The organism is Candidatus Halobonum tyrrellensis G22, from assembly GCF_000495475.1.
GTDB classification, from domain to species: domain Archaea; phylum Halobacteriota; class Halobacteria; order Halobacteriales; family Haloferacaceae; genus Halobonum; species Halobonum tyrrellense.
The window spans coordinates 45042-67034 of record NZ_ASGZ01000026.1 but is presented as its reverse complement, the minus strand read 5'-3'; the positions used below and the strand labels follow the sequence as shown (position 1 = coordinate 67034).

General features: G+C 70.9%; 23 protein-coding genes. 8 read left to right on the top strand and 15 right to left on the bottom strand.

Features of this window, described 5'->3' with window-relative positions; all coding sequences use genetic code 11:
* Positions 1 to 6: 6 nt before the first annotated feature.
* The gene (locus tag K933_RS07695) at positions 7 to 540 is read left to right on the top strand and encodes an HTH domain-containing protein (protein WP_023394139.1); all 534 of its coding nucleotides are present in this window, start codon (positions 7 to 9) and stop codon (positions 538 to 540) included.
* Positions 541 to 708: 168 nt separating this feature from the next.
* Here K933_RS07695 and K933_RS07690 read toward each other — a convergent pair whose 3' ends face one another.
* The 3 genes from K933_RS07690 to K933_RS07680 all read right to left on the bottom strand — a co-directional run bounded on the left by K933_RS07690 (position 709) and on the right by K933_RS07680 (position 3437).
* Positions 709 to 1881 (bottom strand): NAD(P)/FAD-dependent oxidoreductase, encoded by a 1173-nt coding sequence (locus K933_RS07690; RefSeq protein WP_023394138.1) that lies wholly within the window; start codon positions 1879 to 1881, stop codon positions 709 to 711.
* Between the two features lie 110 nt (positions 1882 to 1991).
* Positions 1992 to 2810 carry a nucleoside phosphorylase gene (locus K933_RS07685; protein ID WP_023394137.1) on the bottom strand — a complete coding sequence of 273 codons (819 nt, stop codon included), beginning with the start codon at positions 2808 to 2810 and terminating at the stop codon, positions 1992 to 1994.
* A gap of 84 nt (positions 2811 to 2894) precedes the next feature.
* The gene (locus tag K933_RS07680; RefSeq protein ID WP_023394136.1) at positions 2895 to 3437 is read right to left on the bottom strand and encodes a universal stress protein; all 543 of its coding nucleotides are present in this window, start codon (positions 3435 to 3437) and stop codon (positions 2895 to 2897) included.
* A gap of 97 nt (positions 3438 to 3534) precedes the next feature.
* Between K933_RS07680 and K933_RS07675 the strand changes: the two genes are divergently transcribed.
* Positions 3535 to 4164, top strand: coding sequence for a class I SAM-dependent methyltransferase (locus K933_RS07675; protein ID WP_023394135.1), 630 nt, complete (start codon positions 3535 to 3537; stop codon positions 4162 to 4164).
* Between the two features lie 69 nt (positions 4165 to 4233).
* Here K933_RS07675 and cdd read toward each other — a convergent pair whose 3' ends face one another.
* A complete protein-coding gene (gene cdd, locus K933_RS07670; RefSeq protein WP_023394134.1) occupies positions 4234 to 4686 on the bottom strand; it encodes a cytidine deaminase in 453 nt (150 codons plus the stop codon).
* Between the two features lie 168 nt (positions 4687 to 4854).
* Between cdd and K933_RS18325 the strand changes: the two genes are divergently transcribed.
* Entirely contained in the window at positions 4855 to 5208 is a 354-nt protein-coding gene (locus K933_RS18325) for a DUF7520 family protein (RefSeq protein ID WP_023394133.1), read from the top strand.
* Between the two features lie 89 nt (positions 5209 to 5297).
* Positions 5298 to 5516 carry a hypothetical protein gene (locus K933_RS18650; protein WP_023394132.1) on the top strand — a complete coding sequence of 73 codons (219 nt, stop codon included), beginning with the start codon at positions 5298 to 5300 and terminating at the stop codon, positions 5514 to 5516.
* 73 nt (positions 5517 to 5589) lie between these two features.
* Here K933_RS18650 and K933_RS07655 read toward each other — a convergent pair whose 3' ends face one another.
* From K933_RS07655 to K933_RS07630, 6 genes are all read right to left on the bottom strand, one after another.
* Positions 5590 to 6174, bottom strand: a complete 585-nt coding sequence (locus K933_RS07655; RefSeq protein ID WP_023394131.1) for a GNAT family N-acetyltransferase — start codon at positions 6172 to 6174, stop codon at positions 5590 to 5592.
* A gap of 80 nt (positions 6175 to 6254) precedes the next feature.
* Positions 6255 to 7043, bottom strand: coding sequence for an endonuclease/exonuclease/phosphatase family protein (locus K933_RS07650; protein WP_200862303.1), 789 nt, complete (start codon positions 7041 to 7043; stop codon positions 6255 to 6257).
* A 1-nt stretch (position 7044) separates the two neighbouring features.
* Complete coding sequence (locus K933_RS07645; RefSeq protein ID WP_023394129.1) at positions 7045 to 8244, bottom strand: ABC transporter ATP-binding protein; 1200 nt, start codon at positions 8242 to 8244, stop codon at positions 7045 to 7047.
* Positions 8245 to 8248: 4 nt separating this feature from the next.
* The gene (locus K933_RS07640) at positions 8249 to 9235 is read right to left on the bottom strand and encodes a carbohydrate ABC transporter permease (protein WP_023394128.1); all 987 of its coding nucleotides are present in this window, start codon (positions 9233 to 9235) and stop codon (positions 8249 to 8251) included.
* Entirely contained in the window at positions 9235 to 10221 is a 987-nt protein-coding gene (locus tag K933_RS07635; protein ID WP_023394127.1) for a carbohydrate ABC transporter permease, read from the bottom strand. The genes K933_RS07640 and K933_RS07635 overlap by 1 nt, the downstream gene beginning before the upstream one ends.
* 1 nt (position 10222) lies before the next feature.
* A complete protein-coding gene (locus K933_RS07630; protein ID WP_049947697.1) occupies positions 10223 to 11758 on the bottom strand; it encodes a substrate-binding domain-containing protein in 1536 nt (511 codons plus the stop codon).
* Positions 11759 to 12112: 354 nt separating this feature from the next.
* Between K933_RS07630 and K933_RS07625 the strand changes: the two genes are divergently transcribed.
* Positions 12113 to 12790 (top strand): glycerophosphodiester phosphodiesterase, encoded by a 678-nt coding sequence (locus K933_RS07625; protein ID WP_023394125.1) that lies wholly within the window; start codon positions 12113 to 12115, stop codon positions 12788 to 12790.
* Positions 12791 to 12892: 102 nt separating this feature from the next.
* Complete coding sequence (locus K933_RS07620) at positions 12893 to 14911, top strand: AMP-binding protein (protein ID WP_023394124.1); 2019 nt, start codon at positions 12893 to 12895, stop codon at positions 14909 to 14911.
* A 39-nt stretch (positions 14912 to 14950) separates the two neighbouring features.
* Here the strand turns inward: K933_RS07620 and K933_RS07615 are convergent, their stop codons facing one another.
* Together K933_RS07615 and K933_RS07610 are read right to left on the bottom strand one after the other, a co-directional pair.
* Entirely contained in the window at positions 14951 to 15772 is an 822-nt protein-coding gene (locus K933_RS07615) for an AMP-binding protein (protein ID WP_023394123.1), read from the bottom strand.
* Positions 15773 to 15898: 126 nt separating this feature from the next.
* Positions 15899 to 16213, bottom strand: coding sequence for a cupin domain-containing protein (locus K933_RS07610; protein WP_023394122.1), 315 nt, complete (start codon positions 16211 to 16213; stop codon positions 15899 to 15901).
* An 84-nt stretch (positions 16214 to 16297) separates the two neighbouring features.
* Here K933_RS07610 and K933_RS07605 point away from each other — a divergent pair, with 84 nt between their 5' ends.
* Together K933_RS07605 and K933_RS07600 are read left to right on the top strand one after the other, a co-directional pair.
* A complete protein-coding gene (locus K933_RS07605) occupies positions 16298 to 16603 on the top strand; it encodes a hypothetical protein (protein WP_023394121.1) in 306 nt (101 codons plus the stop codon).
* 173 nt (positions 16604 to 16776) lie between these two features.
* A complete protein-coding gene (locus K933_RS07600; RefSeq protein WP_023394120.1) occupies positions 16777 to 17559 on the top strand; it encodes a ferritin-like domain-containing protein in 783 nt (260 codons plus the stop codon).
* A 256-nt stretch (positions 17560 to 17815) separates the two neighbouring features.
* Here the strand turns inward: K933_RS07600 and purM are convergent, their stop codons facing one another.
* From purM to K933_RS07585, 3 genes are all read right to left on the bottom strand, one after another.
* Positions 17816 to 18877, bottom strand: a complete 1062-nt coding sequence (gene purM, locus K933_RS07595) for a phosphoribosylformylglycinamidine cyclo-ligase (RefSeq protein ID WP_023394119.1) — start codon at positions 18875 to 18877, stop codon at positions 17816 to 17818.
* 141 nt (positions 18878 to 19018) lie between these two features.
* The gene (locus K933_RS07590) at positions 19019 to 20602 is read right to left on the bottom strand and encodes an acetolactate synthase large subunit (protein WP_152529777.1); all 1584 of its coding nucleotides are present in this window, start codon (positions 20600 to 20602) and stop codon (positions 19019 to 19021) included.
* Complete coding sequence (locus K933_RS07585) at positions 20599 to 21993, bottom strand: NAD-dependent succinate-semialdehyde dehydrogenase (RefSeq protein WP_023394117.1); 1395 nt, start codon at positions 21991 to 21993, stop codon at positions 20599 to 20601. Before K933_RS07585 ends, K933_RS07590 begins: the two co-directional genes overlap by 4 nt.

The window sequence follows — 21993 nt, the reverse complement described above, 5'->3', positions numbered from 1 at the left end:
TAGCAAATGTCGTCAATTGAACTCACGGACAGTCAGCGGAAGATCCTCAACGAACTCGTGAACCTCTACCGCGAGACCGAGGACGCGGTCAAGGGGGAGCGGATCGCGGACGCCGTGGGGCGCAACCCCGGAACGATCCGCAACCAGATGCAGAGCCTGAAGGCGCTCCAGTTGGTCGAGGGCGTCCCCGGCCCGAAGGGCGGGTACAAACCGACGGCGAACGCGTTCGAGGCGCTCGACCTCCAGAGCCTCGACGAACCCGCGGCGACGCCGCTGTCGCACGAGGGCGAGAAGTTGGACAACGTCAACGTCCAGGAGATCAACCTCACGTCGGTCCACCACCCCGAACTCTGTCGCGCGGAGATCCACCTCCAGGGGTCGGTCCGCGACTTCCACGAGGGCGACACCGTCGTCGTGGGCCCGACGCCGCTGTCGAAACTGGAGATCACCGGCACCGTCAACGGGAAGGACGAGACGTCGAGCGTGCTCATCCTCAAACTCGACGGGATGAAAGCGCCCGCCGACCAGCCCGAACACTGAACTGAGCCGAACGGGTCGGCGCGCGGACGCTCGCGGGCCGACGCAGTCGACTCCGGGCACGCACCCGACCGACGAGACGAGCCGTCGACACCGGTCGGTCCGACGGGCGGGGGAAGCGAACGGACGGCTCCGAGACCGACCCGGTCGGGGCGCCCGACCGGGGGCGGCTTACATGTCGTTCCAGGCGGAGATCGCCCGCGTAGGCGACGAGACGGTGGCGATCCAGCGGGCGGCGATACCCTTCTTCAGCGTCTCGGCGATGGGACCGCTGAACGTGTTGACCGGGATACCCTGCACGTCGTGGGCGACGACGTCGTCGCCGACCGAGATGACGGTCCCCTTGTCGGTGTGGGTCCACGTCTTCAGCGGCGCGCCGCGGAGCGCGCGCGCGAGGTTCTCCCCTGCGACCTCCGCGGCCTGCCAGGCGGCCTGGGCGGTCGGCGGCGCGACCTCCTCGTCGTCCTGTTCGACCAGCGCGGAGTCCCCCAGCGAGAACACGCGGTCGTCGCTGGTCTCGAACGTCGACTCGGCGAGCAGGCGCTTCGAGCGGTCGTCGCTGTCGACGGTGTCGGCGAACTCCTCGCGGCCGGTGATCCCGCCGGTCCACAGCAGCACGTCGTGTTCGAGTCGGTCGTCGTCGTCCTCGCTACCGAGGTAGACGGCGTCCTCGTCGGCCTTCGAGATGAAGTCGCCGGTGAGGATCTCGATGTCGTGGTCGAGGAGGTGCTTCCGGATCGACCCCTGCACCCGGGGGTCGTTCCCGGGGAACACCTGGTCGAGACCCTCGACGAGTTTGATCTCCAGCGGGTAGTCGCGCTCGTCGCGGAGTTCGGCGATCTCGCCGGCCGCCTGGATGCCCGACAGGCCGGCGCCGCCGACGATCACCTGCGCGGGGTCGTCCTCGTCGGCGTCGGCGGCGGCGTCGACGACCTGCTGGTGGATCTCGCGGGCGTCGTCGAGGCTCTTGAGCGTGAGCGCGTGCTCTTCGAGTCCCTCGATGCCGAAGAAGGCCGTCTCGGAGCCGACGGCGACGAGGAGGTAGTCGTAGTCGATGTCCTCGCCGTCCGCGAGTTCGACCGACCGGTCGTCGGTGTCGACGCCGGTGACCCGGTCGCGGACGAACTCGGTGTCGTCCTCCTTGATCTCCTCGACGGGGATCGTCACCTTCGACTCCACCTCGGGTTTGCGGATACACCGGTGGACCTCGTGGAGCAGGAGGTGGTAGTTGTGATCCGACACCCAGGTGAGTTCGGCCTCGCCCGGGTCGATCTCGTCTTCGAACGACTTGACTGTCCCCGCCCCGGCGTAGCCGGCGCCGACGACGACGACCTTCTCGCTCATGGTACGCCGTTCCGAGGCATAGGATAAATGGATGTTGAAACGGCCGCGACTCGGCCGCGCATCGCCGTCGACTCACGGCGCGTCCGCCGGGGTCGTCCGCCGACGATACCTCAATCAAGAGACAGTCCCGCGTGCCAGCGGTCGGCGCCCGCCGCCGCCTTCACGCGGTCCATCTCCGCGAGCAGCGCCGCCGCGAGGCTCGCACACTCGGCGGCGCGCGACTCCCCCTCCGTCCGGAACTCGCCGGTGACCCGGTTGGCGTACACCGTACAGACCGCGCCCGCCCGCAGGCCGTACAGGCTCGCTATCGTCATGATCGCCGACGCCTCCATCTCGATGTTCTTCACGTTCGCCTCCCGGAGTTCCGCCACGAGCGACTCCGACCCCGCGGCGCGAAACCCCTCGAACCCGGGGCGGCCCTGCCCCGCGTAGAAGGAGTCGGCCGACATCGTGAGTCCGACGTGGTAGTCGTACCCCAGACGCTCGGCGGCGGCGACCAGCGCGGACACGACTTCCCCGTCCGCGACCGCGGGGTAGTCCTCGCGGACGTACTCGTCGCTGGTCCCCTCCTGTCTGACCCCGCCCGACGAGATGACCAGATCGCCCACCTCCATCCCCGCTTGGATCGCGCCGCACGACCCCACGCGGACGAACGTGTCGGCGCCGACCCGCGCGAGTTCCTCAACCGCGATGGCCGCCGACGGCGACCCGATCCCCGTCGACGTGACCGAGAGCGGTTCACCGTCGTACGTCCCGGTCGCGGTGCGGTACTCGCGGTGGTCGGCCACAGCCGCGGACTCGTCCCACAGCGCGGTCACCTTCTCCACCCGCTCGGGGTTGCCCGGCAGGAGGACGGTGTCGGCCACGTCCTCGGGTCCGACCCCGAGGTGGTACTGCGTCTCGTCGTTGGGGTCCTCGCTGTCGTCCATGCCGCCGGTTGGACGAGGGGGCTGTTAGTTCCACCCGCTCGCGTCGGGGGGCGAGCGGAGACCGCCGTCCCGGCCGACCCACGGTCAGGCCGTCGGCTCCGTTCGGTTGCCGGTCACGGGTTTGAGGTTGACGCCGCCGCACCGCCGACAGCTGGATATCTCCGTGTTCGGGGTGGCGTAATAGACCTCGCCGCAGTCCGCACACCGGTGGGAGGGGCGTTCGAGGTTCTCGACCGACCCCGCGACCGTCGCCGGGGCGGTCGCCTCCCGGACGACCGCCTGGCTCACGCTCCCGAACACGACCGCCCCGAGCGACGAGCGCTTGCGACCGCCGAGGACGATCTGGTTCGCGCCCGTCGCGCGGGCGGCCCGGACGATCTCCTCGGCCGGGTTCCCCGCCTCGCTCCGCTCGACGACCGCCGCCCCGGCCTCCGTGAGTCGGTTCCTCGCCTTCCGCCCCGTCGCGAGTTGCGACGGCGCCGTCCCGTCGGCCCGGTCCTCGTCGTCGAACACGTGTAGGAGGACCACCTCGATCCCGTCGGCGACCTCCAGTAGCTCCGAGACGACCTCGGCCTGCGCCTCGACGCGTTGTTCGTCGTCGTCGATCGGCATCAGGATCCGATACATATCACGAACTATCATCCACGAACCTGTAGTCCTATCCCCGGCACGCGCGTGCCGGGGAGTACGAGCCTTTTCCACGGTGGCCGCCGAGCCACCGACGATGAGCGCGCCCCCGGACCCCGGGCTCGACGTGACGAACCCCGCCGCCGCCTACGGCTTCGACGCCGCCTACCGGGGGGCGCCGCCGAACTGGGACGTCGGCCACCCACAGCGGGCGTTCGTCCACCTCGCGGAGGCGGGGTTGGTCCGCGGCCGGGTGCTGGAGGTGGGCTGCGGGACGGGCGAACTGTCGCTGTTCCTCGCGGGGCGGGGTCACGAAGTGCTGGGAGTCGACGTCGCCCCGAGCGCCGTCGCCCGCGCCCGCGCGAAGGCGCGGTGGCGGCGGGCCGACGCCTCGTTCCTCGTCTGGGACGCGCTCCGGCTCTCGGAGGTGGGGGTGCGCGCCGACACCGTCGTCGACTCCGCGATGCTCCACTGTCTCGGCCCGGACGAACAGCGGCGCGCGCTCCGCGAGATACGGGAGGTGCTCGAACCCGGCGGCTACTACTACCTGCTGTGTGACGCCCGCCCGGACGGCGCGTGGTCGCACGGCGCGTCGCTGTCGCGGGCGGAACTGCGCGACCTGTTCCGCGCCGAGACCGGGTGGGAACTGTCGTTCGTGGTCGAGACGGTGTTCGAGCGGCGCTACTCGTCGAACCCCGCGTACCTCGCGGGCGCGCGGCGGCTCTGAGCCGAACCCGACGCGGGACGACCCGGCGGCGAAACCGCACCGAAACCGGACGGCCGAGGGGCGGCCGGGCTACTCCGCGCCGGCGTCCCGGCGCTTCGCGGCGGCGTCCTCCAGCGTGTCGAGTCCGATGGTGTTCGGGAGGAGTTCGCCCAGCGTGTACGCCACGAGACCCGTCTCGCCGTCACACACCACGGGCATGTCGTCGTCGCCGAACTCCGCGAGCGTCTGTCGACACATCCCGCAGGGCGTGACGCCGTCGCGCGCCTCGGACGTCACCGCGAGGCGGGCGAACTCGTCGTGACCCGCCGACACCGCCTTCCCGACGGCCACCTCCTCGGCGTGCAGCGAGTTGGAGTAGTTGGCGTTCTCGACGTTACAGCCGGTGAAGACGCTCCCGTCTTCGGTTTCGAGCGCCGCCCCGACCGGGTACTCCGAGTAGGGGACGTACGCCTCCGAGAGCGCGTCGCGGGCGGCCGACACCAGCGGGTCGTCCGCGGGGTCGGCGTCGGGCGTGGTCGGCATACCCCCACCCACCGCGGGCCGGCACATAAGTCTCCAGTGTGGGCGGTCGTCCCGGGTCCGTCCGTCCCCGGATTCGTGAACCGCCGGGCGGGGTTCCGACCCCGGAGGCGGCGGACGCCGCCCCGGGAGACTCGACAGAGCCATGCCCGTCGACCCACAACGCCGAGCGTGAGCGATCCGAGCGACCCGAACGAGCCGAGCGGCCCGAGCGACGCCGGGAGGAACGACGAGGGCGGCGGCGCGGCCCGGACTGACCGCGACGTGGAGGCGAGCGGGTCGGGCCGGCGCTACCTCGCGGGCGCGGCGGTCACCGTCGTCGCGTTCGTGGCCGTCGCGGGCTACGTGGTCGCGGCGAACAACGGCGTCGACGCCGTCACCGTGTTCGGCGTGGTGACGATCCCGGGCACGCCCACCGGGGTCGCGCTGTACGGCGTGGTCCTCTCGGTGGCGGTGCTCGCGCTCCTGTTCGGGTTGGTGACGGTCGCCTCACGGTTCGACGACGCCGGTCGCGAGCGCACGTAGCGCCGGGACGAGAGGGCGGTGTGCGCCGGACCGGGTGCGCCCGACCGACTAACGCGTGGCTTTTGTGCCCGCGGGACCGAGAGCCGACCATGGCCGCGGACGTCACCGACACGGCGCGCACGTGGAACCGCAAACGCGGCGTGCTGTCGACGCTCCCGTTCCTGTTCGTCGGTCTCGCCGACGTGGTCCTGCTGCTGTTCTGGGGGATCGACCCGCTGTGGGGGTTCATGATCCTCCCGCCCATCCTGTTCTGTTCGGCGCTGTCGTACATCGTGTTCGCGACCGACTTCCTCGACGACCGGACGTAGCGCCGGGTGCGGTCCCCGCGAACCGCACGGCCGGGGCGGACGCCGTTCGACCGCCGGCACGCGGCGTCCGCGACTACCGCCCGGTGTCGTACTTGTAGGTGGCCTCGTCGGGGTCGATACCGAAGTCCTCGGCCGACTCCTCTATCCCGCCCTCGCCGTCGCCCGCGGGGGCGGCGGTCTTGAACCGCTCGCGCAGCCGGGTCGGCATCTCGAACCCCTCGACGGCGACCCGGAGCGGCACGGTCGCGTCGTCGTCGCCGCCGACCGCCTCGAACCGCTCGCGCACGGGGACGGACAGGTCGTCGGCGTCGACCCGTTCGAAGCCGAACTGCGCGAGGTACGTCGGGAGGTCGGTGAAGCAGTACACCGACTCGAAGCCGTCGTCGCCCGCCTCGGTCACCAGCCGTTCGACGACGTGCGCGCCGACGCCCTGCCCGCGCCACGCCCCGACGACGCCGATGCTCGTCAACTCGCAGAACTCGTCGGCGTCGTCGGGCTTGTGCACCCGCACGCGCCCGAACCCCGCCCGCTCGTTCGTCTCCTCGTCGACCGCGATGACGTAGTCGCGCGACCGGAACGACGCCTCGTCGAGCCCCATCTCCTCGATTCGGTCGAGCAGCCAGACCTCGTCGCGGTTCTTGGCGTCGCGGACGTACATACCGGCCGTACGCGGGGGGTGGAAAAGTCGTTTGTGGGGGTCGCCGGGGCGCGGCGACGCCCGCCGTCGCGCCGCCCGCCTCAGTCGCCGAGTTCGAGGTCGACCACCAGCGGCAGGTGGTCGGAGGGGAACCGCCCGTCGGGCCGCATGTCGGTCGCCGTGGCGTGGCCGGTGACGCGCACGTCGTCGTCGACGAACACGTGGTCGATGCGGCCGGCGGAGACCAGCGAGTCGAAACTGGTGAACGTCGTCTCCGGGCCGTGGTGGGTCGTCTCGCAGACGTCGACGGCGTGGACCAGCGGCGACTCTTCGGCCGTGAGGAGTTCGAGCGGCTCCGAGTCCGCCATGCAGTTGAAATCACCCGTGAACACCAGCGAGGCGTCCCGGTCGGCGAACCGGTCGCGCAACAGCGCCGCGCTCTCCCGGCGCGCCTCCGCCCCCTGGTGGTCGAGGTGGGTGTTGACGTGGATCAGTCGTTCGCCCGTCTCGCGGTCCTCGAGGTGGACCCAGGTGGCGACCCGGGGGCAGTCGGCGTCCCAGCCCTTCCCCGGCTGGTCGGGCGTCTCCGACAGCCAGAACGTCCCGCTGTCCGCGAGGTCGAACCGGTCGGCGCGGTAGCCGACCGGCGTCGCCTCGTTCGACTCCGATCCCTGCCGGCCCTCGCCGACCCACTCGTACGCCGGCAGCGCCTCGCGGACGTCGTCGTACTGCTCGGGGACGACCTCCTGGAGACCGACGGTCGCGGGTCGGTGGAGCCGGACCGCCCCCGTGACGGTCGCGCGGCGGTTCACCCACGCGTCGACGCCCTCGTCGAGGCCGGCCGCGCGCACGTTGTACGACATCACTCGGAGGTGAGAGGAGTCGCTCACGTTATCGCCCTTCCCCGCCGTCGGCGTTTACCTCTGTCGGCGCCTCGGACCCCTCCGCCACCCCGTGCGCGCGCGCGTCGCCGCCGGTGTCGAACAGGTGGACGCGGTCGCGGTCGAGCACCACCTCGACCCGCTCGCCGGATTCGAGTCTCACGTCGGGTTCGACGCTCATCAGGAGTTGGTCGGAGCGGGCGCTCGCCTCGTCCGCCCCCTCGACGGTCGGGCCGCCGTCGTCGGCGGCGTCGCCGAGCAGGAGGTAGACGAATATCTCGTCGCCCATCGGTTCGAGCACGTCCACGGTCGCCTCGACGGCGTCGGTCGGCTGCTCGACCGTCGCCGCGGTCTGCCGGAGGTAGATGTCCTCCGGGCGGATGCCGACCGTGACCGGTCCGTCGGCGCCGACGTCGACCGCCGCGGGGTCGACCCCGACCGAGAAGTGGGGCGTCTCGACGCGTTCGCCCCCCATCTCGCCTTCGAGGAAGTTCATCGACGGCGAGCCGATGAACCCGGCGACGAACTCGTTGGCGGGTTCGTTGTAACAGACCAGCGGCGGGGCGAACTGCTGGAGTTCGCCGTGGTTGAGCACCGCGATCCGGTCGCTCATCGTCATCGCCTCCGCCTGGTCGTGAGTGACGTAGAGGATCGTCGTCTCGAGTTCGTCGTGGAGCCGCTGGAGCTCCGTGCGCATGTGGACGCGGAGCTTCGCGTCGAGGTTGGCGAGCGGTTCGTCCATCAGGAACACCTCGGGTTCGCGCACGATGGCGCGGCCGATCCCGACACGCTGCTGTTGGCCGCCGGAGAGCTCGTCGGGCATCCGGTCCAACATTCCCTCCAACTGGAGGATCTCGGCGGCCCGCTGGACGCGCCGCTCGGTCTCCTCGGAGTCGAAGTCCCGCAGGCGGAGCCCGAAGCTGATGTTCTTCCGGACGTTCATGTGCGGGAACAGCGCGATGTTCTGGAACACCATCGAGATGTCGCGGTCCTTCGGCGGCAGCCGCGTCACGTCCCGGTCGGCGATGGTGACCGTCCCGCCGCTGGGGTTGGTGAGTCCCGCGACGATTTCGAGAGTCGTCGACTTGCCGCAGCCGGAGGGGCCGACGAGCGTGACGAACTCGCCGTCCTCGATATGTATGTTCACGTCGTCGACCGCGACGACGTCGTCGTAGCGTTTCGTGATCCCGTCGAGTGTGACGTCTCCCATGTGTTTACTCCTTGAGTCCGCCGGACGTGAGTCCGCTGACGATCTTCTCCTGTGCGAGGACGACGAGTACCGCGACCGGGATGACCCCGATCAGGCTCGCCGCCGCCATCAGGTTGTAGTACTGCTGGTACTGCCCTTGGTAGTTGAGGATCCCCCAGACGATCGGGGCCCAGCTCTGCGCCTGGCCGTCGGTGAGCAGGAACGAGAAGAAGAACTCGTTGTATATCGAGATGAACGTGAGCACGCCCGCGGTGGCGACGCCCGGCGCCGACAGCGGGACGATCACCCGGAACAGCGCGCCGATCCGGGTGGTCCCCTCGATCCGGGCGGCGTCCTCCAGCCCGTCGGGGATCTGGCTGTAGAAGGTGGTGAGGATGAAGATGGCCAGCGGCATGAACAGCGCGCTAAACGGCGTGATCAGCGCGCCGGGCGTGTTGAACCAGTTGGGGCTGTACACCGCGGTGACGCCGGGGATCGTAAACAGGTGGACCCCGCCCGTGAAGTACCGGAAGATCGGGATCGCGAACGTGACCGGCGGGAAGTACGAGATGGCGAGGAACAGCACCATCAGGACCCGCCGGCCGCGGAACTCCAGGCGGCCGAACGCGTAGCCCGCGAGGCTGGCGATCACGAGCACGATCGCCGTCGTCACCAGCCCGATGAAGATGCTGTTGAACATGAACCGGTGGAACGGCACCAGCCGGAACACCTCGACGAACGCCGCCGGGTTGAACCCCTGCGGCACCGGCACCGGCAGCGGGAGCCCGAACGCCTCGAAGTCGATGTTGTTGACGTTCGTCAGCGGCGTGAGCGCCAACACGAGCAGCCAGTAGAACGGGAACAGCGTGATGAGGACGAACGCCACCACGCCGAACGTGAACGCGGCCCGGTAGACGGTCCACGGCCGCTCCATCGCGCGGCGCGCCGAGCGTTCGAGCGCGTTGCCGTCGTCCCCGTCGCCGTCACCGTCGTCGCCGGTGACGGTCGCCATCAGATCGCACCTCCCTCGACGTCGGCGAAGCCGACGATGTAGATGCCCGCGACGATCGCGACGACGACCGCCGTGATGAACGCGAGCGCGGCCGCGGTCGCGTACCGGCCCGACCCCTGGAACGTGGTCACGACCAGACACGACAGCGACGGCAGCGTCGAACAGCCCCCGCTCCCGCCGATGGTCCGGATGATCCCGAAGATGCGCATCGACTGGATCGTCCGGAACAGCAGCGCGACCAGCAGGGTGGGGACGACCAGCGGGAACGTGATGTAGCGGAACCGCTGCCACGCCGACGCGCCCGCGACCCGCCCGACGCGGTACAGTTCGCGGTCGATGCTCTGGAGCCCCGCGAGCACGATCAGCGCGATGAACGCGGAGGTCTTCCACACGTCGGCGATGATCACCATGATCAACAGGTCGGCGCTGTTGATGAACGGCGTGTCCGAGAACAGGCCGATGGCGTGCATCGCCTGCGTCCCGAACCCGACGCTCGGCAGGAAGATGAGGTAGAAGATCATCCCCTGGATCGCGATCGGGACCGCCCACGGCACCAGGATCGCGACCCGGACCCACCGGCGGCCGTAGAACTCCTTGTCGAGTATGAGCGCCATCCCGAACCCGACGATGAGTTCGAGCGTGACGCTGATCGCGGTGTAGATCAGCGTCACCGACAGCGCGCTCTGGAGCGGTTGGTCGAGGTCGAAGAACGGCGCGCCCAACAGCGCGGTCATCTCGCCCGTGAGGATCGCGACGTAGTTCTCGATACCGACGAACTCGCCGACGTAGCCGGAGCCGGTGAGGTTGTCGGCGTGGAGCGACATCTGGAACGTCTCCCACAGCGGCCACAGCGCGAACGCCCCGACCAGCGCGAACGCGGGCAGCAGCATGAAGTACGCGAACTGCTCGTCGGTCATGTTCTCGACCCAGTAGGTGGGCGAGTACCGCCGCGTCGCCGACCGGGACGACTCGGATTCGGTCGCCATCTCAGACGCTACTCTCGATGGTTTCGAGCGTCGATTTTAGCTCGCTCATCGCGGCGTCGGGGGCCTCCTGTCCCGCGAGCACCGCGCTCACGCGCTCTGCGATCGCGGGCGACTCGTCGGGCCACACCACCGTGACCGGCCGGGGCATGGCGTTCTCGCCCGCGATCTGGAGCGTCTCAGCGTACTCGCCCCAGACCGGGATGTCGCCGATCCGGTCTTCCCCCAGCGCGGCGGTGTCCGGCGGCAGGAGGTCGAGTTCCTCGAGTTGGAACTGCCGGAACGGCTCGGAGTCGATCGCCTGCAGCACCTGCAGCGCCGCGCTCCGGTTTTCGGTGTTGGGGTTCAACACCATGTTCCACCCGCCGAGCGCGGAGATGGTGCCGCCGAGTCCCTCGTACTCGGCCTCGCTCTCGGGGATGCCGTACGGGATCGGCATCACGCCGAGGTCGTCGCCGAACTCCTCGTGGGCCGGCGGGAGCGCCGACGGCCAGTAGCGCAGCGAGACCGAGTTCCCGTCGAGGAACTGCGACTGGGAGGGACCCTCGGTCCACTGGAGCACGTCGGTCGGCGAGATGGACTGGTAGCCGTCGAGCGCGTACTCGTCGTCCTGCCCGCGGATGAACGTCCGGGCCATCCGGAGCGCCTGGATCACCTGCTCGCCGTCGACCGTGACCGGCCGCTCGCCGACCGGGCCGAACAGGGTGTCGCGCCCGCCGAAGTACGCGCCGCCCCACGTGCTCATCAGCTCGTTGAACGTACAGCACGACAGCCCGACGTAGTTGCTCGCCTGCCACGAGTAGCCGTAGTCGACGTCGTCGACCTGCTGGTGGGTCTGGCTGATGACGTTCGAGAACTTCTCCCACGACATCGGCTCGGTCGCCCAGTTCTCCTCGCTGGGGTTGAACCCGGCCTGTTCGACCAGGTCCTTCCGGTACTGGACCGTCGGCAGGCCGATCTGGTAGGGGACGCCGTAGAGGTTACCGTCGGCGTCCGACACCGCGTCGACGGTGGCGGCGAAGTAGTTCTCGTTGATCGACGTGACCGTCTCGTCGGGGAGCGCCTCGGTCAGGTTGGCTATCTGGCCCCGCTGGATGAACGGGATCGTCCACCCGCTGTCCATCCGCATGATGTCGGGCTGACCCCGCCCCGCCTGGAGCCACTGCCGGTACTGCGACTGGACGTCGCCCGAGATTCCCGACGTCGCGAGGAACGATATCTCGACGTCCTCCGAGAGTCCGCCATCGCGGAGCGCCTGCCTGAACGCGTCGCGGTGGCCCTGGATGTCGGCGGTCGCGATCTCGATGCTGCCGCCCGCGCTCCCGCCCGACTCGCCCGTGGTCGTCCCCTCCGACCCGCCGGAAGTACCCTCGCTCGTCTCCGACCCGGACCCCTCGTCCGGGTTCCGCGTCGAACACCCCGCGACGAGCCCCGCCGCCCCGGTGGCACCCGCCACGCGGACGAAGCGCCGTCGGGAGACGGGACCGTCGGTTCCGCCGTCACTCTCACCGTCGCCGTGTTTCCGGCTATCCGAACTCACGGAGTTGGGCTACTCCACACGGCTCCTTATAGACACTTGCCGTCTGTTTACGTATCGTTACTGACTATCCACATATGAGTCGATTCACCGACACGTATGGCCGATCTTCCCGTCTCATCGCGCTATCCACGCGATACGACAGTCGCCTCACGCGACGGATCGCGTCGCATACGTAATCGTATGTAACGGATAGGTCCCGTGTAGAGGCGAGAAACGGGCGGCTACGTTGCTCGACACCCGGTATCGATGGTTACGATTACGGATCCGGGGGTGTCGGGCGGCCGCGCGTCGAACGGGGGGTCGAACCGCGGAGCGGGGCGGGGAGCTAAGCCGGACGCGTCCGGAGGACCGGGCGTGTCGGTCGAACTGGTCGGTCACCGCGGCTGCGGGCACGAACACCCCGAGAACACGGTCCGCGCATTCGTCGAGACCGCACGACGGCTCGACGCCGTCGAGTTCGACGTCCGGCGGTGCGGGTCGGGCGAACCGGTCGTCGTCCACGACGAACGGCTCGACCGTATCGCGGGCGTCGACGCGCGCGTCGACGAGACGCCGTGGCCGGTGGTACGGGAACTCGACGTGTTGGGCACCGACGAACCGATCCCGCGGCTCGCGGACGTTCTCGACGCGGTCCCGGCGGGGACGACCCTCCAGGTGGAACTCAAGACGGTCGGCGTCGCCGACGACGTGGCCGCGGCGCTCGCGGACGCCGACCGCCCGGCGCGGGTCACCTCGTTCTCCCCGGCGGCGCTGGCGGCGTTCGCCGAGGCGGAGGGGAGCGAGGGCGTCCCGACGGGGCTGCTGTTCTCGGGCGACCCCGAGGCCAACCTGAGTCTCGCGGCGCGGCTCGACTGCGGGAACGTCCACCCGCACGTCGACGACTGCCTCCGGACCGGGGTGGTAGGGGCGGCCCGCGACCGCGGGTTCGGCGCGTACGCGTGGGGCGCGGGGTCGCCCGCCGACGTGGACGCCGCCGCCGACGCGGGCGTGGACGGTCTCACCGTCGACGCCGCCCGGTGGGGCGACCCCTGAGGTGTACAGCGGGGGTGGACCGCCGGGGCGCCGCCGGCCGCGCGGGGTCGGACAGACACCCCGGAAAACTACTTGCCGCGCGCACGCCAATTCGCTGGGGAGATGGCGCCCACGGAGCCCGAACCGCCGGTCGACCCGGACGCGGTGGTCCACGAACCCGACGAGGCGTTCGCGGAGGCCACCAACGTCCGCCGGTTCATGCGCGAGTACGGCATCGACACGTACGACGAGTTGGTCGAGCGGACCACGACCGACCTCCCGGGGGTCGAGGCGTCGGGCGTCGACTGGTTCTGGGACGAACTCGTCGACTACCTCGACCTGGAGTTCTACGAGCCGTACGACGAGGTGCGTGACGACTCGCGGGGGCCGCAGTTCGCCGACTGGTACCCCGGCGGGCGGCTCAACGTCGCGCACAACACGCTCGACCGCCACGCCGCGGTCGACGCGGCGGCGCGTAACCGCGTGGCGGTGCTCTGGGAGGGTGAACCCGGCGACCGCCGGGAGGTGACGTTCCACGACCTCCAACGGGAGGCGAACCGGGTCGCGAACTACCTCGACGCCGCGGGGGTGGAGACGGGCGACACCGTGGGGCTGTACATGCCGATGGTGCCCGAGGTGGTGTCGGTCCTCTACGGCTGTTTCAAAGTCGGCGCCGTCGCGGTGCCGATATTCTCGGGGTTCGGCACCGACGCGGTGGCGACCCGGCTCGCGGACGCGGAGCCGTCGGTGGTGTTCACGGGCGACGGCTTCTACCGCCGCGGGAGCGAGGTCCGGCTGAAGGGGACGCTCGACGCGGCCATCGAGCGGGCGGGCGGCGTCGAACGCGTGGTCGTCCACGAGCGACTCGGCTGCGACCCGCCGTGGGGCGCCCGCGACGAGTGGTGGGTCGACGCCGTCGGGACGCGGTCGCCCGTCTACGAGACGAAGTCGCTCCCCAGCGACGCCGAGTCGATGCTGCTGTACTCGTCGGGGACGACCGGCCGGCCGAAGGGCATCGTCCACACCCACGCGGGCGTCCTGACGCAGTGTAGCAAGGAGGTCCACTTCGGGTTCGACCAGAAGCCGTCGGACCGGTTCTTCTGGGTGTCCGACATCGGGTGGATGATGGGACCGTGGACGCTGGTGGGCAACCACGCGTTCGGCGGCACCGTCGTGATCTACGAGGGTGCGCCCGACCACCCCGGGCCGGACCGCCTCTGGGACCTGATCGAACGCCACGGCGTCACGACGTTCGGCGTCTCGCCCACCGCGGTCCGCGCGCTCCGGAAACACGGCACCGAACCCGTCGAGAGCCACGACCTCTCCAGTCTCAGGCTCCTCGGGTCGACCGGCGAGCCGTGGGACCCCGAGTCGTGGCTGTGGTTCTACGAGCACGTCGGCGGCGGCGACTGTCCGATCATCAACATCTCGGGCGGCACCGAGATCTGCGGCTGTTTCCTCATGCCGATGCCCGACCAACCGCTCAAGCCGTGCACGCTCGGCGGCCCCGGGCTCGGGATGGACGTCGACATCGTGAACGAGGCGGGCGAGTCGGTCGCCGAGGCGGGCGAGCGGGGCTACCTCGTCGCGCGCGACTCCTGTCCGAGCATGACCAAGAGCCTCCGGGAGGGCGACGAGCGGTATCTGGAGGAGTACTGGTCGCGGTTCACCGACCCGCCGCTGTGGAACCACGGCGACTGGGCTCAGCGGGACGACGACGGGTTCTGGTTCCTCCACGGCCGGGCGGACGACACGCTCAACGTCGCCGGACGGAAGGTCGGTCCCGCCGAGATAGAGGCGGTTCTGGTCGACCACGACGCGGTCACCCAGGCGGCGGCGGTCGGCGTCCCCGACGCGACGACGGGCACCGCCGTCGTCGCGTACGTCGTCCTCGAACCGGGCGTCGAGCCGAGCGACGGCCTCCGGGCCGAGTTGCGCGACCGGGTGGGCGAGGCGCACGGCAAGCCGTTCCGCCCGCGGGAGGTGCTGTTCGTCGACGAGTTCCCCCTCACCCAGTCGGGGAAGGTCGTCCGCCGGGCGATGGCGGCGGCGTACGCCGGCGAGGACCCGGGCGACCTCTCGTCGGTCGAGAACCCCGAGGCGCTCGACCGGATCCGCGAGGGCACCGACGGGGCGCGGTGACGCGGACGGCGCGTCGCCGTCGTCACGCCGCCCCGTCTCTCACCCCGACCGCGACAGCGACACGTCTGCGAGCCACAGCGTCGGCACGTCCGGCGCGTCCGGCGGGTCCGAGTCACCGGTCGCGACCGCCGCGGTCGCCGCCTCGGCGGCGTCGGCCTCCCCGGACTCGCCGCCCTCCGCGCCGACGACCGGAAGTCTGACCGCCCCGCCGGCGAGCAGCGGCGCGAGCACGCCCGCGGCGACCGCCCGCGGGTCCGACAGCGGCGCGCGCAGGTCGACCCGGTCGTCGGCGGTCAAGTCGAGCGCGTCGACCGCGCCGCGGGCCGCGTCGAGCAGCGTCGCGTGGTCGTGCGTCGCGCCGTCGGCCGCGAGCACCGGCGCGTCGGGGTCGTACGTCGCGGGCGGGAACGCGGGGTTCTCGCTCCACACCTCCCCCTCCCAGTGGGTGGTGTCGGCGCGGTCGGGTGCGCCGCCGAAGGCGCAGAGCTTCGACCCCGGCGGGAGGTCGAACTCGGATTCCCGGCGGGCGTCGACCACCACCACGCGGGCGTCCGTCCCGGGCGCGGCGTCGAAGGCGGTGACCGCGCCGAGCAGCGCGCTCCCGAGGAACGTCGTCAGCGGCTGGAACGCGGGCGCCGCCTCGACGGCGACGCGCGCCCCGTCGTGGACGCCGAGGTGGCGGAGGACGTTCCCGGCCTTGTACGCGGTCGTACAGACGTCGGCGTAGCTGTGCGTCCGCCCGCGCGCCGCGTCGACGACCGCCGGCCGGTCGCTCCGGCGCTCGCGGGCGACCAGGTCCGGGACCACCGCGGCGTCGCTCGCCGACGGGTCCGCGCCCGGCCGCGGGTCCGAGTCGGTCATACCGGCCGGAAGGCCGCCGCCGAGAAGAGTCCCGCGGTCCCCCAGTCCCCGGTTCTCCGGTTCTTCAGTTCCCCTGTCCCCCGGCTTTCCGGTTCCCGGGTTCTCCAGTTCTCCCGACGGACGCGGCTACGGCGCGCCGGCGACGACGAGCGTGCTCTCCTCGCTCGCATCCAGCCGCCGGCTCGCGTCGGGCGAGACGCGCACCGCCTCCCCCGGCGAGAGCGGCACCGCGTCGCCGTCGACGACGACCGTCGCCGCGCCGTCGACGAGGTAGTACACCTCCTCGTGGCCCTCGTCGGCGTGGTCGTGTTCGGGTCCGCTCCACCCCGCGTCGGCTTCGACGACCGTGAAACCGAGGTTCTCGCAGTCGAGGGGGTCGCGCATGAACCGCATCGGACCGCTCGGTTCGACGTCGTCGACGCTCACGTGCGTGTGCGACATCTACACGACGACACGCCCCCCACGCCCTTGGTTGAAACGGGCAATCGAGAAACCGTTTAGTGGCCGACAGCTCTCACTGCCGGCGTGTCTCGTCCCCCCTCCCCGTCCGCGCTCCGCCGCGTCGGCTACGCGCTCTCGTGGCTCCGCGGCACCGCGGTCACGTGGTGTCTCGGTGGGGCCTACCTCGGCATCGTGGCCGGGGTCAGTTTTCCCACCGTCGTCGGCACCGTGACCGGCGCGTTCTGGCTGTGGGCTCGTCTGTCGCTCGGCCCGGTCGCGGGCTGTCTCTACTTCCTCGGTATCGGCGCCGTCGTCATGGTCGAGTTCACGCTCCTCCGCCGCCTGCTCGACGGCGTGGGCGCGGTCGTCCTCCGACCCGGCGAGGGGTAGCTCGGCGGGGGGTAGCCCAACACACCCGGCCCGCGGGCGGGACGCCGGCCGGTCGTTGTTACCACGTTCGTTCGATTACCACCGGAGAATAGGGACGGAACCCGGACGAAAGTCGGAAAAGGAATACCCCGTCGACAGGCGTCGGTGGGAGTGCGCGACGGCGCGCATCCAACATGAGTGACCGAGAGCGGACCCCCGAGACGGAACAGGACGGACCCAGCCCCGAGACAGCGGCGAACACGGCGCTCGACTTCGGCCGGCGAGGCTTCATGGGCGCGGCGGTCGCGGGACTGGGCGCGGCGTTCGGGATGGGCCAGGTGGCGGCGGACCACGGCAGCGACGACCCGACGATCCCGGAGATACTCAACTACGCGCTCACGCTCGAACGCCTGGAGGCGGCGTACTACCGGAACGCGCTCGCGTCGAGCGGCGGCGTGTTCGACGAGACCGCGGTCGAGACCTCCGAGGTCGCGCGCTACTTCGACCGGCCGACGCTCCGGTACTCCACCTACCAGCACTTCGAGGACATCCGGGACCACGAGGTGTACCACGTGGCGGCGCTCGAGAGCACGCTCGACTCGCTGGGCGCGGCGGTCACCGCGCCGACGGCGGACGAGTTCGTCCTCCCGGACGGCGTCTACGACAGCGTCGACAGCTTCGTCGGCTTCGCGCAGGTGGTCGAGGACCTCGGCGTCTCGGCGTACGCGGGCGCCGCACCCTACCTCGCGAAGGCCGAACTCGAAGCGCAGGACGGCAACGTGATGGACCTGCAGGTGACGCCCATCGCGCTCGGCATCCACAGCATCGAGGCGCGTCACGCCGGCTACGTGCGGACGCTGACGCTCCAGCGGCCGTGGCCGTTCGGCACCGACGACGACGTCGCGGACGTCGCCGTCGACGACCCGCGGTCGATGGGGGAAGTGCTGGAGGTCGCCGGCGACTACATCGACGGCTGAACGCCAGCGGCGAGCGTTCTCCGTAGCGTCCGGCACCGGGCGGCAGGGAGCGGCGCGGCGCACCACGGAAGGGGGAGACGTCGACGGTGGACCGGCGGGCGGAGTGGGGAACGCGTCGACGCGGGCCGGGAGGGGGAGCCCGGTCCGCCGGCGCGTCCGCCCGACCGGTCCGGCCCCCGCGGCGCGACCCGGTACGGCCCGTCGCGGTTCGCCGACTCGACCCCCGATCGTAGCCTCCGGCCCTCTCGTCCCCCGCTTACAGCGACAGCCCGCGGATCGACACGCCGTCGCCCTCCGACACCGAGCCGACCACCCGTCCACCGGTCGCGTCCGCGAGTTCGTCCGCGTCGTCGGGGTCGACTGCGGCGACGAACCCGGTCCCCATGTTGAACGTGCGGTGCATCTCCGCGTCGCTCACGTTCCCCTCCGCTTGGACGAACCCGAACACGTCCTGTGCGGGCCACGGGTCGGTCACCTCGTAGCGGTTGTCGCCGAGGCGTTCGAGGTTGGTCCACCCGCCGCCGGTGACGTGGGCCGCCCCGCGGACGCCGGCCTCGCGCATCGGGCCGAGCAGGTCGGCGTAGATGCGCGTCGGCTCCAACAGCGCCGCGCCGAGCGTGTCGTACTCGCCGAACGGACACGGGTCCGTGTACTCGTGGTCGCGGGTGACCGCCTCCCGCGCGAGCGTCAGCCCGTTCGAGTGGATGCCCGAGGAGGCCCACCCCACGAGCGCGTCGCCCGCCTCCGCGCGCCCCTCGAAGGTGGCGTCCTTGGCGGCGAGCCCCGCGCAGGTGCCCGCCAGGTCCAGCCCCCGGACGACTTCGGGCATCACCGCCGTCTCGCCGCCGACGAGTTCGACGCCCGCGCGCTCGGCGCCCACTCGCAACCCCTCGCCGACCTGTTCGGCGAACGTCTCGTCGGGGTCGTCGACCGCGAGGTAGTCGACGAACGCGACGGGGTCGACGCCCGCCGCGACGAGGTCGTTGGCGTTCATGGCGATACAGTCGATGCCGACCGTCGAGTAGTCCGCGAGCGCCTCCGCGACGAGGAGTTTGGTCCCCACCCCGTCGGTCGCCAGCGCCAGGTAGCGGTCGCCGATGTCGAGCAGGCCCGCGTAGTCGCCCTCGCCCTCGCCGACCGCCGAGACGAGCGCCGCCGTCGCCGCCTCGCTGGCCTCGATGTCGACGCCCGCGTCGGCGTACGTGAGTTCCTCCCGTTCGTCGGCGTCCGCGCTCGCGTCGGAGTCGGCGGGTCCGTCGGACTCGGTGGGTCCGTCGGGGTCGCCGGTCCCGTCGCTCCCGTCGGTGTCGTCGGTCATACGCGCGGAGGGGACGCGCCGGGGGAAAAGCGCACCGAACCCCGGGTCGGACGCGACCGCTCGGCGACCGCACCGCCGGCCCGCGTGGGGCCGCGGCCGCGACCGTCGGCCGCGGCTGCGTCCGTCACCCGCGCTCTCACGTCACTCCATGCCGGCGAGCGGCACGTCGATCAGCGTGAGTTCGTCGTTCGAGACGCGGTCGAACGCCTCGTCGACGGCGTCGATGGAGTCGGCTCGGACCGCCTCGACGCCGAAGCTCTCGGCGAACGTCACCAGGTCGGGGTTGTCCAGCCGCGTGCCGAACGACTCGCCGCGGTTACCCTCCTGTTTCTCGGAGATGAGCCCGTAGTCGTCGTCGCGGAACACGACGGTCGTAAACGAGCAGTCGAGCCGGTTGGCGGTCTCCAGTTCGGCGGCGTTCATGAGGAAGCCGCCGTCGCCGGTGCCCACCACGACGTTCGCGTCGACGGCCAGGTCCGCCGCGAGTCCGCCGGGGACGCCGATGCCCATGCTCGCGAGGCCGTTCGAGATGACGCACCGCCCGGGTTCGTACACCGGGAACCGCCGCGCGATGGCCATCTTGTGGCTGCCCACGTCGGAGACGAGGACGTCCTCGTCGGCCATCGACTCCCGCAACAGCGGGAGGGCGTTGGCGACCGTCACGGGGTCGTCCGAGTCGGGCATCCGGGTGGCGTGGTCGTACACCCGCTCGTGGGCGTCGGTACACCACGTCTCCCACTCGCCGCCGACCGCGTCCGCGAGTTCGGACAGCGCGGTCGAGGGGTCGGCGACCACCTCCACGTCGGGGTTGTAGTGTTCGTACACCTCGGCGGGTTCGGCGTCGAGGTGGACCACCGACTTGTCGCCGCCGGGGTTCCACCCCGCGGGGTCGTGTTCGGCGATGTCGTAGCCGACCGCGAGCACGCAGTCGGCCTCCGCCATCGCGCCGCCCGCGTCCTGATTGGGTCCGGAGTCGAGCGTCATCAGCGACCGCTCGTCGCGGTCTGAGAGCGCGCCCTTCCCCATGTACGTCGCGACGACCGGCATCCCCGTCGCCCCCACGAACTCGTGTAAGGCGGTGGCGGCCTCCGCCCGCACCGCGCCGTTGCCCGCGAGCAGCAGCGGTCGCTCGGCCTCCGACAGCACCGAGACGGCGTCCGCGAGCGCCCCCGCGTTCGGCGCGGGACGGGCGACCCGGTCGCGGACCGGGAGCGGTTCGCCGTCGGTCGCCTCGGCCGCGACGTCCTCGGGGAGTTCGAGGTGGGTCGCGCCGGGCTTCTCGTACTCGGCGACCTTGAACGCCTTCCGGAGCGACTCGGCGACCCCCTCGACGTCGGACAGTTGGGCGTTCCACTTCACCACGGGTTCGAACGCGTCGACGACGTCGAGTTTCTGGTGGCTCTCCTTGTTCAGCCGCTCGCGGCTCCCCTGCCCCGTGAGCGCGACGACCGGCGACTTGTCGAGGTGGGCGTCCGCCACGCCCGTGATCAGGTTGGTCGCGCCGGGACCGAGCGTGGCGAGACAGACGCCCGCGTCGCCCGTCAGCCGGCCGTGGACGTCGGCCATGAACGCCGCGCCCTGCTCGTGACGCACCGGGATGAACTGCACGTCGGAGTCGCGCAGCGAGAAGAGGAGGTCCTCCAGTTCCTCCCCCGGCAGCCCGAACACGTAGTCGACGCCCTCCGCCTCCAGCGACTCGACGACGAGATCCGAGACCCGCATCACTCGATCCCGCTCTCGCTGGCGTCGAGACCGTGCTGGACCCAGACGGTCTTGCGGTTGACGAACTCGTGGACGCCGTGACGGGCGAGTTCCCGGCCGTACCCAGAGCGCTTGACGCCGCCGAACGGGACGCGCGGGTCGGAGGCGACGATGGAGTTGACGAACGCCATCCCCGACTCGAACTCGCGGGCGATACGCTGGCCCCGGGTGAGGTCGTCGGTCCACACCGACGCCCCTAGCCCGAACTTCGTGTCGTTGGCGAGTTCGACCGCCTCCTCGTCGCTCGACACCTCGAACAGCGCCGCGACCGGGCCGAACACCTCCTCGTCGCGGGCGGGCGTCCCCTCGGGCGGCTCCTCGATCACCGTCGGCGGGTAGAACGCCCCCTCCCGGTCGGAGGGCTCGCCGCCGGTGAGGAGGTCGCCGCCCGCGTCGACGGTTTCCTCGACCTGTTCGTGGAGTTCCTCCATCAGGTCCGGTTGCGCCTGCGGGCCGACGTCGGTGTCGTCGTCCGTCGGGTCGCCCACGGTGAGCGACTCCATCTCCTCGACGAACCGCGGTTTGAACTCGTCGTACACGTCCTCGTGGACGATGAACCGCTTGGCGGCGATGCACGACTCGCCGTTGTTCTGCGTGCGGCCGTACGCCGCCTGCTCGACCGTCTCCTCGATCGGCGCGTCGTCGAGGACGACGAACGGGTCGGAGCCGCCGAGTTCGAGCACCGTCTTCTTCGCCTCGCCGCCCGCCGTGGCGGCGACGGCCTCGCCCGCGGCGTTGCTCCCGGTGAGCGTCGCGGCGCGACAGCGCTCGTCGGTCAGGATCGACTCCACCGTATCCGAGTGGGTCAACAGCGTCTGGAACGCCCCCTCGGGGAAGCCCGCCGCCTCGAACACCTCCTCGATCGCCAGGGCGCTCCCGGGGACGTTCGAGGCGTGTTTGAGCAGGCCCACGTTGCCCGCCGCGAGGTTGGGCGCGGCGAAGCGGAACACCTGCCAGAACGGGAAGTTCCACGGCATCACCGCGAGCACCGGGCCGAGCGGCTCGTAGCTCACGAACGCGCGGGCGTCGGCGTCGACGCCGACCACCTCGTCTTGGAGGTGTTCGTCCGCGGTCTCGGCGTAGTAGTCGCACGCCCACGCGCACTTCTCGACCTCCGCGCGCGCCTGGTCGACCGGCTTGCCCATCTCGCGGGTCATCAACTCGGCGTACTCGTCGGTGCGGTCGCGGAGCACCGACGCCGCCTCCGACAGCAACTGCTGGCGGTGGGCGAGAGACGTCTCCTTCCAGTCGTCGAACGTCTCGGTCGCGCGTTCGAGCGCGGCGTCCACCTCCTCGGCGGTGTGCTCCTCGTAGGTGTCGACCGTCTCGCCGGTCGCGGGGTTGGTACTCTCCAT